We start from the raw sequence: 13989 nt of genomic DNA, 5'->3' as shown, positions 1-13989 counted from the left end.
TTCTTATCCTCTTTTAGTTCAATGACATACCCTCGCCATGAGGGTATTTTTATTTGGGACTCGGATGGATTTGAACGCACTGCTGGCCAGTTTCGCCTCCGCTTTTGGCCAAGATCGACGGGTATTGACTTTGCAATTGGGCACCGGGCAGATCGCCGCCGAGCAGCTGCTGCCGCTGAGCCTGCAGGCCGAAGAGGGTCTGTCCCAACCTTACCGCTACACGCTGACCTGCCTGTCGCCGGAGACCCATCTCGAACTGAAGTCGCTGCTGGGCCAGCCGGCGCGCATCGGCATCGAGGATGCGGCGGGCGGCGAGTCTATCCGCTGCGGCGTGGTGAGCCAGGCCCGGCTGGCCGGCGCCGATGGCGGCTTCGCCAAGTACGAACTGACCATCGAGCCGCCGTTCGCGCTGCTGCGTCACCGTCGCACTTCGCGCGTGTTCCAGGACCTGACGGTGCCGGACATCATCCAGCAGATCCTGACTGAACATCAGCAGAGCAACCCGGCCTTCGCTCGCGTGCAGACGCTGTCCATCCAGGTACAGCCGGCCCAGCCGCGCAGCTACTGCCTGCAATATCGCGAAAGCGATTACGAGTTCATCGTCCGCCTGATGCACGAGGAGGGCTACGCCTGGCGTTTCCTGCATCAAGACGACGATGGCCCGCAAGTTCAACTGGCGGTGTTTGACGACCCGCACAGCCTGCCGGCCGCTCCCTTGAGCCGGGTGCGTTTCCACCGCGCCGACGCCACCGAAGACGAAGACGGCCTGACCGAATGGCAGGCCACCCGCCAGATCGTGCCCAGCAGCGTGGCGCTGGCCAGCTACGACTACAAACCGGTCGCCACCCAGCACAGCGAAGACGGCAGCCGCATCGAACAAGGCCAAGCCGGCCAGGCGCTGCAAAGCAGCCTCACGCAATACGACGCGCCGGGCCTGTATTACGCCGGCGACGATGAACAGCTGGGCCGCTACGCCCAGCTGCGCCAGCAGGCGCATGACCTGCAGGCCAAGTCCTTCCGCGCCAGCGGCACCGTGCGCGGCTTGCAGCCGGGCGAATGGTTCCGGCTGGACGACCATCCGGCGCACGAAACCGACAGCCCGCAACACCGCGAATTCGTGGTCACCGGCCAACGCTTCCAGGTGCGCAACAACCTGCCCAAGGATCTGGCCCAGCACGTCGGTGCCCCCAGCGACGCCGCGCCGTTCTCCACCACGCTGCAGACCCAGCGCCGCGGCATTCCGCTGACGCCGGCCTATGCCGACACGCCGCTGGCCAAACCGAAATCGCGCGGCGTGCAGACCGCCACCGTGGTCGGCCCGGCCGAACCGAGCGACCAAGTGGCCGACGAGATCTACACCGACGCCCAAGGCCGCATCAAGGTGCAGTTCCACTGGCAACGGCCAGAGGAACACGCCCAATTCGGCGCCAATCTCGACGATAAATCTTCATGCTGGCTGCGCGTGGCCATGCCCAGCGCCGGTGCCGGTTTCGGCCACCAGTTCATCCCGCGCATCGGCCAGGAAGTGCTGGTCGACTTCATCGAAGGCGACATCGACCGACCGCTGGTCACCGGCGTGTTCTACAACGGCAGCCACCCGACACCCGACTTCAGCGGCGCCGGCGCGCTGCCCGCCAACAAAACGCTGTCCGGGATCAAATCCAAGGAACACCAGGGCGGCGGCTACAACGAACTGCTGTTCGATGACACGCCGGGCGAAGTCCGCGCCAAACTCAGCTCCGAATCCGGCAAGACTCAGCTCAACCAAGGCTTCCTCACCCACCCGCGCAGCAACGGCAAAGCCCAGCCGCGTGGCGAAGGCTTCGAACTGCGCACCGACCAGCACGGCGCCATCCGCGCCGCGCACGGCCTGCTGTTCTCCACCGAAGCGCAAAACGGCGCCGGCGGCAAACAGCTGGCGCGCGAGCATGCGCAAAGCCAGCTGCAGTCCGCCGTCGCGCTAAGCCAGGCGTTGGCGGAAACCGCCACCGGCCAACTGGCCGACACCATGGAAACGGGTCCTGAAGAGATCTGCCCGGACAACGCCAAGGGCAGCAAGCAGCCTGATGGCCATCTGATGCATCATCTGGATGCCCTCAAGGCTTGGGAAGCCGGCAGCAATACCGACAAGGACGGCAAGACGGCCAAGGATCAACCAGGCCAGCAACCATTGATCGTCCTTTCGGGGCCCGCCGGCATCGCCAGCGTTACCGAGCAAAGCCAAACCATCTCAGCCGGCACCAATCTCAACTTGGTCGCTCAGCGCGATGCCAACCACAGCACGGGACGACGCTGGCTGCACAATGTCGGTCAACACATCAGCCTGTTCGTAGCCGGGGTGAAAGACAAGGTGGCGGTGAAGCTGATTGCCGCCAAAGGCAAGGTACAGGTCCAGGCGCAGAGCGATGCGATGGAGATCACGGCCGATAAGGACGTCACTATCACCTCCTGCAAACAGCGGATCGAGATCAACGCCAAAAAGGAAATCCTGTTCACTGCCGGCGGCGCTTACTTCCGCATTGCGGGAGGCAATATCGAAGTGCATGCGCCCGGCACCGTCAGCGTGAAAGGTGCCAGCCATGATCTGAGTGGGCCAGATAGCTTAGGTAAGCCGTTGCCGGTGCTGCCTGGTGATTTCTGCCTGCCCTGTCTGTTGGAAGCCGCCAAGAAGGCCAGTTTTATCGTACCGCCGGGAGCGTAAATGATGGAATATCCATGGCGTAATGCCGCTTTGCCCACTTACGTTTTGCTTGATCCCACGGCTGACGATAAGCTCGCCCGCTGGTTGACGGCTTTCGCTGGCGAGCAACAGTGGTTGTTTGATGGCTTGGGTTTGCCGCGGGAAGCGTCGCCCGTCTTGCTGACTCTGGACGACAACATGCCGGTCGCTCGTTTACAGCAATTGCTGACCATGAGCCATCACGTGCCCGCAGTGGTGTGGCTGTGGAGCGCATTATCCGCCGAGCAGCTGGCGGCGCACTTGGCCAGCATGATCCAGCCTGAAACCAGCTTGGGCAAGATCGTGTTTCGCTATTACGATCCGCGCTTGCTGTCCCGATTGCCGGATATTTTGACGACCGAGCAATGGCAGCTGCTATGCGCGCCTGTGAGCAGCCTGGCTTGTATGGACGCGGAGCAACAGTGGTTTGAATGGAGCGTTCCCACCGGGCAGATCGCCGCCGATGCCGCCTGGGAGCTGGAGGATGCCCAATTGGATGCTTGCGCCAACTGGGGCTTGGCATGGCAAGTTTGGATGGGCATGCCCTCTCCGCAAGCCCGCAACGTCGATGTGATTTACCAGGCCTTGGGCCGCGCTCATGCCTTGGGGTTGACCACCCAGGGGGATTTGCAGTGTTTTGCCGAGCTGGCGTGCGCCTTCCATCCCGAGTTTGACCAGGATGCGGAAGTGGCGCCACATCTTGCCGGTATCGCGCACGGCGTGGCGTTAGAAGAAGCTTTGCAGCAGGTGCCGGCGACCGTGTGGAGCAGACTGGAGCAGGCGTCTGCTGCCTGAACCACAATTTCTACAACCGATCTAGGTCCCCATACCAGGCATTCGAATGAAAAATGACTCAATGACCCGATTCCGCGACATCCGCCCTTATCCAAAGCGTCCCAGCTGGCTGGCGAGGCTGAGTACACGAACGCAATGGATCATTGTCGGCTTGCTGATGATGTTACTCGCTGGCGCATACTGGGCTTGGTACGAATATGGCCCGGATGAGCGAGTGTTTTCGACGCGGGCCTATAACTACAATTCGCGTGCGATAGCGCAGTTTCGTGTCAATGGACAGTCAGGACTTAATGTTTCCGGGAAAGAAGGAAGTGAAATCGCCGGTGGCGGTGGCGGCATTGTGATCGGTAGCGTAATTGATGTAAACCGTCCTCTGCTTGTGGAGTGGCAGATGGAGTATTCCTCTGTTGCCGCTATGGATGCAGGTGAAGTGCCAAAGGCTTACAGAGCCGTTCTGCCTCCTCTGCGTCAGTATCCTGGGGTGCCTGATAATGCGATTCGGCTGGTGCTTCACTTTTATCCTGATCATGTTGAAGCCGAATTTGATCAGATGGGGGAAGTCAAGAACAGGCAGTATGTCGGACCGCCTATTGTGCCGGCCCGAGCACCGCGTGGTGATGGCGGTAAAGCCCAACCGATAAAACCCTTCATGAGGTGATGCATGTCGCGCTTGCCCAATATAAAAGTGCCAGGAGCGGAGCGCATGCAGCAGATCCTATCAGCTGCTTGCGATAAAAAAAGCTCAGATAGGGCGTGTAGTCTTCCCCTATCTATTGGAGTGTTTTTCGATGTGGTAGGAAAAAATTGGAAAACTGATCCTGTTTCAGAGTGGACAAATATTGGATTGCTTACACAGGCTTTTCCTGAAGATCCATCCAAAAAGTTATTTCGTGTTTATGTACCAGGTCTTGCTGCAAAGTTCGAGAGCGACAATGGCAGCTATTTCAAAGCGGTAGGCAAGTCTGTGGCGGCAGAGAAGGCTGGTGCGCTTCAGGATGATTGGAAAAAGAAAATGCTGCAGGGCAAAGTGAAGGATATCTTTGCCGAGTTGAAGCAAATTCCCAAAAAATTTAATAAAGGATTGAGCAATTTCGAGCGCGGCTTGGCAAAAGCCAAAGGCAATCCCTTGCTGGGTGTGGCGCATGGCGGTTTGACCATGACTCGCGTGTTCAAGTCCGTGGTATGGCAATTGCCGCTTTCCGCAGCGACGGCCGTGCCCTATCTGCGCGACAGCAAGGCGCTGATGACTTACAACCTGGGTGTCGATGTCCGAGTCAAATACGCTGTAAGTGGTGTGCTGAATTTGGTAACTCAATTCGCGGCAGACATCAATGAAGTGAATGTTTATGTTTACGGCGCGGAGCGCGGTGGTCCATTGGCGCGCATGTTCTTGAATGCCTTGCAAGAGGAGTGCAAGCAGACCTCGGTTGGGCTGATCCTGGATGGCATCGAGGGCGCAGGCAAGAAACCAATCAAGGTGAAGCTGCCTTTCCTTGGTCTGTTTGATTGCATTTCCAGCCTGGCAGGCTCTGAGCAGACGCTTGGCAAGATCAAGGAGATGGCTGGCTACTTAGTCCCCGTGCCCTTGCCCGAGACGAGCATAGAGGGAGACAAGACCCTCAGTGCGACGGTGGCCAGCACCTATCACCTGGTAGCAGGGCATGAGTTGCGCAGCTATCAGCGTGTGGACTCGGTAGCGAAAGGTGGGGGCAAGGTACGCGAACGGGTCTTGCCGGGCAGCAGCGAGGATGTCACCGGTGACATCCTCGCTGGCGATGCCAAATCTCCTGACTTGGCGCGGGTGGCGTTATGGCTGATGTATCAAGAGTCGATCGCACACAAAGTACCATTCTTGTCTATGTCGAAGCTGGAGCGGAACTATCCAGCTGTTTTTGGCCGTTATCGCTTGAGTAAAACGGTGCAGGTTAGCGGGAAAGTCATGTATGCCGACGAACTCGTGCTGGCTTACGAAAAGCAGTTGGGCGCAAAAGGTGATTTGCGGGGGACATTGCAGGCTAATGTTTGCGCCTGGCTGGCTTGGTTGAAGGGACAGAAGGAAAAACAACGCGATCCGAACGCCGGCAGAGATCCCAGAAAGCCAACAATCTTGAAGCCTGGCCAAGTGCCGCCGGATATCAACGACATTTTGTCGCGTAGAGCTACGCCGCTGGCTAAGGATTTGATTGCGGTTCGTGCTGGTCAGAAGCCAGATGCCAAACTATGGAAAGCTTGGGAGCATGGGCCGGCGCCAACGCCGGAGCAAGAGGCCCTGTTTGCCCAGTTCATGCACGATCCTTACGACATTGACGTCAATCGGCAGTTCTTTATGTTTATGCCCGGAAACAGCGGCTTCTACTATTTCAAGCCTCGTGAGGTGGATACCGATAATGCGGAACCGCTGGTGGACGAGGATGCCTTGGCGCGGGAGGCATTGAACAAACAGGCTACGCAAAGCCAGCAAAGGGCTCGGGAGGCTGTCGAGGCGCGGCAAAAGGCAGAGCTGACCACACTGAACAAGCATTTTGCTGAACAACGCGCATCATTGCTGAAACAAGGTCAGTCCACCGCCGGATTGGATACAGCCTATCAGGCGGCACTGAAGGCTAAGACTAGTGTCTTTAACCAAGAGCTGGCCAATCTGCCTTAGCATGTCATCCGAGTGCGTAGACTCTGCCATGGCCTCGAAGATCGGAGGCCATTTTTCATTTTAGGCAGGCATTCTGTTAGCCATTCAGAGAAGCAATTCTGGGGATTGTGGCAAAAAATGCAAGGCCCCGAGGGGGCATCACTATGCACTAGCCGTGCTGAGGGAGGCAACTACCGAGTTTTTCTCGGTAGTTAGGCCAACCAGAACCCTATTGTAATGTGCAAAAAATGCACGGGCGTTCAGATTCCGATAGCGCGGCAGCTGTATGGTGCTACTCGAATTAGGCTTCTTTCCATCCTGTCGAAATATCCAGAATGGCATGCGCTTTGGCAACGTCGGCTTCTCCTCCATGTATCACCAGCACATATTTATCGGCTTTCAGCGCGGTTTCGTATTTCACTGCCTGTTCGGCGTTAATGCCAACTCGGGTCAGCGCAGCGCCTAATGCAGATACCCCGCCCACAATTGCCGCGCCTTCCAGTGCGCCGACCAGTGCCGCAACCACCGGGCCGGCCATGGCAACCATTCCCACGCCAGGCAAAAAGAAAACCGCGGGAGCAAGCAGTAATCCCCATAAACCACCCCAAAATGCGCCTATGCCTCCCCATGCTTTCATTTTGTCGCCTACGGTATAAAAGCCGACCGGGTTTTCCTCGCTGTGGTAGCCTTTCCCAATGACCGATAGTTTTTTTACGTCGAAACCACCTTTGCTTAGCAGGCGGATGGCATCCTCCGCTTCCAGATGGGTGTTGTAAACATAAACTGCTGATTGTGCTGAGCTCATGATATTTCCTTTAAGGATGCATGATTTAGAATGCAGGCGGCAGATTGATCTAGATTGCTACCTTGATTCTATTGATCACCTGATGTACGCCCGGCATACCCCAGGCGGCATGATCGGCTAATTCGCGTTCAGACCAGCTATGCACTGAACCATTTAGAATCACATCTGATCCCTGAATGGTTACGGAAATGCTGTCCATATCGGCTATGGCCCGGCGGCGAAGCGCATTTTCCACTCCACCCTTCACCTCGTTCATGGATAGTTTGGGGCGGATGGCGATATTGTCGCTCACGCCGGTGACGCCCAGTAAATGTCGTACTATCCGTGTGGCGATTTGGCGCTGATAATCCCATTCCACCGTTCCGGATAGTGTGACCCAACCCTTTTCCACCATGACTTGCAAACCTTCTTTAGGTATTTCAGTCAATTGTTGCAGTAGATTGGCGACTGATCGGGATATGTCGGCATCGTCACGCTGATCTGCATTCGGTAATTGGACATCCATTTCAATTGCTAGTGCTTTGACGCCGGCTACACGCAGCGCCGCGCGCTCTGCTGCCCATTTTTCGGCATAACTGCTGACATGTCCGGTTAGCGTTACCGCGCCATCATTGGCAGATACGCCTACATGAGTGGCATTGATAGATGGATCCCAATTGAGTTCCGCTATTACGTCCTGTTGTAATTGCATATCGCTTTTCATCGCATGATCTCCAGGCGGCCATTAAGAATCTGTAGATTGGCATTCGGTTTTTGGATGGTCTGTTCGATAACGTACATAGGGGAAAATCAGGTTGGTGACGTCGATTGGGGGATGGCTAAGCAGATATTGATCTGAAGAGGTTGGATACTAGCAGTATGCTGAATGCGAAGAATGGGCCGGCCGGGTAGCGTTTTTGTGCAGCGCCTCGCGTGGGATGTCCTATTTCCGGCGATTATATTGCGCGAGGCGGCACCGAATTCCGATCAGGAATAATTAGTGGGTGGTCGATGTGGTCTATCAAACAGCGTTTCAAATACCGGACTTTATTTCAATGCGGTGGATTCGACCGGGTTGGCGTGGTTGGCGGAGGCGTGGGGCGTGGCCTGTCGCCTGGAGGCGCGGCTTGTGCCAGCGGCGACCATTGGATTCAGGCTGTCCACCATGGTGCTCGGGATCAGAATGGTGGTGCCGCGCTCCTTGGTGGTTTCGTAGATGATGTTCATTGCCCGCAATTGCAGCGCGGCCGGGTGGTCGGCATAGACATTGGCCGCCTCGACGAACTTGTTGGCGATTTCGGCTTCGGCGGACCCCAAGATGATGCGGGCCTGCTTTTCTCGTTCGGCCTGCGCCTGACGCGACATCGAGTCCTGCAACGCCACTGGTATGGCAACGTCGCGGATTTCCACTGAGCGCACCGTAATGCCCCATTCCGCGGTCTTTTCGCCTATCTTGCGGCACAGTTCCTGGTCGGTGCTGCGGCGGTCGCTCAGCAGCACGCCCAGCATCGATGAGCCTATCATTTCACGCAGCGAGGTCTGCGCCACGCGGTCTATCGCCTGGCGATAATCAGTGATGGCCAGCGCCGCCTTTTGCGCGTCATGGACATGCCAGAAGATGATGGCATCCACGTTCACTGGCACCGTGTCGCGGGTCAAGGCCTGTTCGGCATTAAAGGCGGTGGTCTGGATTCTTTCGTCTATGGTTGCCACCACGTTGTCTACCACCGGGATGATCAGGAACAGGCCCGGTCCGCTGACTCCGCGCAATTTGCCGGCGCGCAACACCACACATTTTTGCCAGGTATTGGCCATGCGTAAGGATTGCGACACGATGGCGGCGGCCACCCATAGCACAATGGCAGGCGCTAGATAGCCCTGGAAATTGGCCAGCGCGCCTAGTAGGAACAAGGTGGTGATAATGAATAAGGTGATGGGGTTCATGGCGATGCTCCTGGCGGCGCGTTCCATCCGGCAGACACCGGCCGCAGACGGACACGGATCGTAAACAGCTTGTGACAGTGCTTAAGGATTGGCGCTTTTCCCGCGATTGATCTGTACGCTGTCACACATAGCGCGCGATGATTGGCAGCCATAGTAAAGATTAACGGCATTGCATATGCTGGATAATTGCCGATTCATGCGAGCCGGCCCAGCGCGCGCTCACTCGGGAGGGATGATGACCATCGACGATAATCCTAGGCGGAATGGTTTGCTGGCCGGACTGCCGGAGGCTGAGTGGTTGCGGCTGCGCCCGCATCTGGAGCCGGTAGAAATGCCCTTGGGCAAGGTGCTGTATGAGCCGGACTGCGCGCTGAGCCATGTTTACTTTCCAACGACAGCGATCGTGTCGCTGCTGTATGTGATGGAGGATGGGGCTTCGGCGGAAATCGCGGTGGTGGGCTGGGAGGGAATTGTCGGCATCGCCCTGTTCATGGGCGGGGAGACCACGCCCAGCCGCGCCGTGGTGCAAAGCGCCGGCTATGGCTATCGCTTGAAAGCGCAGGCCTTGAAAGACGAGTTCAATCGCGCGGGGCCGATGATGCATCTGCTGCTGCGCTATACCCAGGCCTTGATCACCCAGATGGGACAAACCGCGGTCTGCAATCGCCACCATTCGCTGGATCAGCAATTGTGCCGCTGGCTGCTGTTGAGCCTGGATCGCTTGGCCGGGGACGAGTTGGTCATGACCCAGGAGTTGATCGCCAATATGCTGGGCGTCCGCCGCGAGGGTGTGACCGAAGCCGCCCTGAAGTTGCAGAAGGCGGGTTTGATCCGCTATGTGCGGGGGCATATCACCATTCTCGATCGTTTTGGGCTGGAGCAGCGCACCTGCGAATGCTACGAAGTGGTGAAGAAGGAGTATCAACGCCTGTCCGGGCCGCTGCCATAGCAGAATAGCTAGCTCCGTTTTTGCCAGGCTTCCAGTTTTTCCTGGGCAGCGCGCGATAGCGTAGCGGTGGGTTGAGCCTTAAGGCGGTCTATTCCGATGGGCTCGCCGCTGACTGCGCAGTATCCGTAACTGCCGTCGCGTATGCGTTGCAAGGCTTGATCTATCCGCTGCAATTGCAGTTTTTCCCTCTCTTGAACCGTCAAGTCCATCCTATGCTCCTCTGCCTGTTGGCCGCGTTCGTCTGCGTCGGAGATCGCAAGGAAGCTTTGCAGATGGCGCTCCGTTTCCCGGCTGGCGCGCAGCAAGGCATCGCGCGCCTGCAATAGTTCGGCTTCCAACGCCATCAGTTGTTGCGGCGAAAGGCTGTGGTCGACAGCGCTTGGCGCGGAGGACGAGGTGTCTGTCATGGCATCACTCCCATCAGCGGCGATGCAGGAGGGGAGCGATGGTGGATTGCGACGGCGTGGCGGCAGCCTCTTGCCCATTGCTCTCCGTCTCCAGCCGCATGGCTTCAGACTCCGCCATCTCGTACAAGGGATAGATACGGGAAAGCGGAGGATGCTGTGCATTGTGGACAGACCAGCCAACAAAATGTCCCGCGGTGTTGCGTTCGGTTTCGATGTGGTATCTGGACATGAGAGGCTCCTTCACGCGTGATTCGCACTCGGCCTCAAGGTTGAGCGCCTGCGATGGAACAGAGTTCAGTACTGCCGAGCGTGCGGCAAGGATGGGTAGCGGTCTGTGCGTTGGAGCGCACATGCCAAATCATTTGGCCTGGCGCCGCATGGTTTCTGGAGCCGGCGCGCCGCCCTTGGCCGTGCCGATGGTACGACGAGGCGGCGCAAGGCGGCATCAGATTAGGATGGGCTTAACGCTTGATGCGCGAAATCTTGGTGCCTTCTATGCTCAGGCTGGCCATCAGGCCTTGCTGGTCGAAGATGAAGGCATAGGCGTCGTTGCGCAATGTCGTCGAGCTTAAGTTTTTCGCCGCGCCGGCATCAACCACGACCACGCTGGGGCCGGTGCCGATTTCCCAACCCATGGACTTTTTCAGATAGCGGACGGCTTTCTGATTCATCAGAAATACCACATAGCCATAGGATTCCGCGCCTGCTTGCCAGCCCCAGGATGCGGTGACTGAGTTGTAGTAGCTGTTGGGGTGGCCTCCTTCCAGCAGCACGCCTTCGCCGTATGCGCCGCCAAAGATCAGCCCGGCTTTGACAATCTTGGGAAACACCAGAATGGCGGAGGCCTTGTGGGAGAGACTTTCCGCTGCAGGGCTCGTTTGATACAGCATGTGCAGTGATTGCAGGGAGACCTCATCCAGATCGCGTGTCGACTCGGCCAGGGTATACGCGCTGGCCAGACACAGCATCAGCGCGGTGGCGGCCAGCAACAGGACTTTCTGTAGATTTCGGAGGGGATGGATCATGGTGGAACTCCTTGAAAGGGGTCTGAGACTCTCCTCGAATGCTATGGCGTAAAGTTAGGGCGCTTTGTTTCGCAAGCCATGGGCATGGTGAGTTTCAGCGCCCATCATATTCGCCAGCGGTAACAGCCACTGTTCGCCAGCGAACATAGCCGACGCGAGACTGTACCGGAGGGGAGATTTTCGGCCTGGTGCTATGTCTTCCGTCACGGTATGCCGAGCTTCTATCAGGCGCTAGGTGATAAGGCGAGGCGCCCGTTGATGCATGCACATTCAGGAACCGATGTGGCGGTGATGTCCTCCCCGAGCGCGTGAGGACGGTCGGGGAGTGCGTGGCTATTGGGAGCCGCGGACACGCATATAGTTGATGACGACCCGGACCTCCTTGATGCCCAGCGCCAAATATCCGGCCGGTCAACTTCGGCCTGTGTATCCACCTGCCCGCTCAGCATGACTCGACCGTTATCGGTTTCCACGCGAATTTCGTACGAGGTCAGATCAGGAGCGCGGAACAGCTCGGCTTTGACTTTGCCGGTAATCATGGCGTCCGTGACATAGCTGCTCATCTCGGAGCCTTCGGCATAGGTATCGCCCATGGTTTGTGCCGGGGCTGGCGGGTTGTCCGGCATGGTGCTGACGCTATCGCCGCGGGCGCCTGCAGAAATGGTGATCAGCGCGGTGTAGGCAAGAAACAGAGTAAAGCGGCTTGCGCGTTGCATGGATGGGGTAAGCATGATCGATTCCTTTTGCTAAACCGTAGATCGCTCCGCGCAGGGCGGAGCGATCGCTGTGCCGGATTCACTGCCAGGCAGCCAACCTTTGCTGGAACAGGTGGCGCGCTACCCTGGTCCGGGATCAACGCTCAAGCGGGCTGTCGGCGTGCTGAATTGTGCTTAGGCGCGGAAGATATCGAATAGCTCAATCTTGAGCACTCGGCGTATGGCGAAATAACTGGAGATGGCGGCGATGATCACCACCATGCCAAAGGCTAGCGCCAGGTTCCAGAAGGTGATGATGGACGCTTAGTTGGGCCGCTTCGAGCGAGGGTGATCAGCCCTATGCCTAAGCCAAAGCCGGTGACCGCGGTGAAAGTAGCCATGAGCAGAATCATCACCACCAGTTCGCGTCCTTCGGCGCCGATGGCCTTGAGGGCGCCGCATTTCTCCAGATTCTCCAGGATGAAGCTGTAAAACGTCTGGCTGGAGATCGGACAGCCAGACGATGAGGCTGATCACCCATCAGGTATTGCTTGCGCTGATTATCGATGGCGTAGTTCCAGGCGCTGGCGCGGACAGCCGGAGCGGACAGTGGTAAGTGACAACCCTGCGTGGGTTAGCGAACAGACTGCCCAGCCGCCCTCGCGCAGGATATAGCGAGGCGAGCCTGGTCTGCTGTCCGGCCGGGCAAGGAATCCAGTGCCTCCGGTTTTTTTACGGCGAAGCAGCAAGTTGCCTTCGATGTTCCTGAAGGGTTGCTAGCCTGCTCGTTCAGATGGGCTGAGCTGGGCATGGTGGGGCCTTGCGATGGAGACGATCATGGACTACGCAGAGCGCGATATTTACGGGGTGTACCGAGTGAAAGACCATACGCAGTTGGCGGAGCAGGTGGAGCTGATGGCGGTGAATGCGCTGATCGGCAGCGACGTTTACAACCAGCGCAATGTGTTTCTGGGCGATATCAAGGAAATCATGCTGAACGTGAAAACGGGCTGCATCGCCTATGTGCAATTGTCGATTCGCGGCTTGCTGGACCTTGACGGCAAAAGGGTGGCCGTGCCGTGGAGCGCCTTCATGTTTGATGCCACGAATAATCGCTTGGTGGTGAGTATGGATCGTTTGCATTTGTGGCAGGTCCCTGACATTGAAGTGCACAAGTGGCTGCATGTGAGCCAGGCAACGCCTTTGCCCGACAAGGCGGCCGACTATGGCCGCGGACTCGACTAAATAATCCGGATGTGGCCCTGGCCCCTTGCCACAGGTTTTACAGCTTGTGGCAGCGCTGTCACGATATTGCCATGCCGAACGCATTGGCCCGCCCCGGATAAGCCATACGCATCCCCACTTAGTTGGATGGCGCACAGACAGTCTGCTACCTCACATTCATGGTAACGATGCCGACCTCATGCAATGTCGCAGGAGGTTTGCTTCATAGGAGCATGATCATGGACCCGCTTGTTCAACACGATAGCGATGGCGACATGTTCTGGTTGCCTGAAGACGATATCAAGTCGCTACCCGAAACCTGGTTACCGACTCGGCAGATACTGCCGGGCTCCACCGGGTACTTCAGTTTCACCACCGAGATCTACGACCCGTTTGACGAGACGAGTCAGCACGATCTGGAGGAGTACGAAACGGTTGACGGCGATTGGCCGATAGATGACTGAATCAGCCGCCCGTGGGTTTGGCGCGCAATTCATCGCGGCATCCCATGGCGGCAGGTCGCCGCCACCCAGCCGGCGGCGCGACAGGCGATGCCGGATCGCTTTGGCGGTTTGACCGTACGCCACAATTCCTTTGATGGCGAGCGTCATGTGGACTGCGTTTATCCTCCAGTTCCGACGGTTGTCCGGGAGAATGCCATGTTTGAAATTGTCATTGTCACCTTGCTGATCTTGTGGGCCTTGGGTTTGCTGACGGCTTTCACAATGGGAGGCTTCATCCATATTCTTTTGTTGTTGGCGGTGGTCGCGATACTGGTGCGTTTTATCCAGGGGCGGCCGCTATAAGCTGCCGCAGCGATG

At 57.7% G+C, this 13989-nt stretch carries 15 protein-coding genes; 8 read left to right on the top strand and 7 right to left on the bottom strand.

Annotated features, from left to right (window positions below):
* Positions 1-64 precede the first annotated feature (64 nt).
* From C2134_RS15815 to C2134_RS15800, 4 genes are read left to right on the top strand one after another with little or no spacing between them, the layout of a single operon-like run.
* Complete coding sequence (locus tag C2134_RS15815) at positions 65-2701, top strand: type VI secretion system Vgr family protein (RefSeq protein WP_103321103.1); 2637 nt, start codon at positions 65-67, stop codon at positions 2699-2701.
* The gene (locus C2134_RS15810) at positions 2702-3514 is read left to right on the top strand and encodes a DUF4123 domain-containing protein (RefSeq protein ID WP_103321102.1); all 813 of its coding nucleotides are present in this window, start codon (positions 2702-2704) and stop codon (positions 3512-3514) included.
* 46 nt (positions 3515-3560) lie between these two features.
* On the top strand, positions 3561-4172 hold the full coding sequence (locus C2134_RS21295; RefSeq protein ID WP_146042180.1) for a DUF3304 domain-containing protein: 612 nt from the start codon (positions 3561-3563) through the stop codon (positions 4170-4172).
* 45 nt (positions 4173-4217) lie between these two features.
* Positions 4218-6161: a T6SS phospholipase effector Tle1-like catalytic domain-containing protein gene (locus tag C2134_RS15800; RefSeq protein WP_158248786.1), complete on the top strand. Its 1944-nt coding sequence runs from the start codon at positions 4218-4220 to the stop codon at positions 6159-6161.
* Between the two features lie 280 nt (positions 6162-6441).
* Here the strand turns inward: C2134_RS15800 and C2134_RS15795 are convergent, their stop codons facing one another.
* The 3 genes from C2134_RS15795 to C2134_RS15785 form a co-directional block, all read right to left on the bottom strand.
* Positions 6442-6945, bottom strand: a complete 504-nt coding sequence (locus C2134_RS15795; RefSeq protein WP_103321099.1) for a DUF1269 domain-containing family protein — start codon at positions 6943-6945, stop codon at positions 6442-6444.
* A 49-nt stretch (positions 6946-6994) separates the two neighbouring features.
* A complete protein-coding gene (locus C2134_RS15790) occupies positions 6995-7648 on the bottom strand; it encodes a BON domain-containing protein (RefSeq protein ID WP_103321098.1) in 654 nt (217 codons plus the stop codon).
* A 323-nt stretch (positions 7649-7971) separates the two neighbouring features.
* A complete protein-coding gene (locus C2134_RS15785; RefSeq protein ID WP_103321097.1) occupies positions 7972-8868 on the bottom strand; it encodes a slipin family protein in 897 nt (298 codons plus the stop codon).
* Positions 8869-9103: 235 nt separating this feature from the next.
* Here C2134_RS15785 and C2134_RS15780 point away from each other — a divergent pair, with 235 nt between their 5' ends.
* On the top strand, positions 9104-9817 hold the full coding sequence (locus C2134_RS15780) for a Crp/Fnr family transcriptional regulator (RefSeq protein WP_076098042.1): 714 nt from the start codon (positions 9104-9106) through the stop codon (positions 9815-9817).
* Positions 9818-9825: 8 nt separating this feature from the next.
* On the opposite strand, the gene C2134_RS15775 is transcribed toward C2134_RS15780, so the two are convergent.
* The 4 genes from C2134_RS15775 to C2134_RS15760 form a co-directional block, all read right to left on the bottom strand.
* Positions 9826-10224, bottom strand: a complete 399-nt coding sequence (locus C2134_RS15775; protein ID WP_053006844.1) for a TraR/DksA family transcriptional regulator — start codon at positions 10222-10224, stop codon at positions 9826-9828.
* A gap of 13 nt (positions 10225-10237) precedes the next feature.
* Positions 10238-10453, bottom strand: coding sequence for a hypothetical protein (locus C2134_RS15770; RefSeq protein ID WP_103321096.1), 216 nt, complete (start codon positions 10451-10453; stop codon positions 10238-10240).
* Between the two features lie 232 nt (positions 10454-10685).
* The gene (locus tag C2134_RS15765) at positions 10686-11249 is read right to left on the bottom strand and encodes a lipid-binding SYLF domain-containing protein (RefSeq protein WP_103321095.1); all 564 of its coding nucleotides are present in this window, start codon (positions 11247-11249) and stop codon (positions 10686-10688) included.
* 224 nt (positions 11250-11473) lie between these two features.
* Positions 11474-11980 (bottom strand): BON domain-containing protein, encoded by a 507-nt coding sequence (locus C2134_RS15760; RefSeq protein WP_103321094.1) that lies wholly within the window; start codon positions 11978-11980, stop codon positions 11474-11476.
* A gap of 801 nt (positions 11981-12781) precedes the next feature.
* On the opposite strand from C2134_RS15760, the gene C2134_RS15750 reads away from it, so the two are divergent.
* From C2134_RS15750 to C2134_RS21945, 3 genes are all read left to right on the top strand, one after another.
* Positions 12782-13189, top strand: a complete 408-nt coding sequence (locus tag C2134_RS15750; protein WP_158248785.1) for a PRC-barrel domain-containing protein — start codon at positions 12782-12784, stop codon at positions 13187-13189.
* Between the two features lie 218 nt (positions 13190-13407).
* On the top strand, positions 13408-13632 hold the full coding sequence (locus C2134_RS15745; protein WP_146042178.1) for a hypothetical protein: 225 nt from the start codon (positions 13408-13410) through the stop codon (positions 13630-13632).
* Between the two features lie 87 nt (positions 13633-13719).
* On the top strand, positions 13720-13974 hold the full coding sequence (locus tag C2134_RS21945) for a lmo0937 family membrane protein (RefSeq protein WP_233164248.1): 255 nt from the start codon (positions 13720-13722) through the stop codon (positions 13972-13974).
* Positions 13975-13989 lie beyond the last annotated feature (15 nt).

The organism is Chromobacterium sinusclupearum, from assembly GCF_002902845.1.
Lineage (GTDB): Bacteria > Pseudomonadota > Gammaproteobacteria > Burkholderiales > Chromobacteriaceae > Chromobacterium > Chromobacterium sinusclupearum.
The sequence above is the reverse complement of the archived record's forward strand: the minus strand, read 5'-3'. Positions and strand labels throughout refer to the sequence as shown.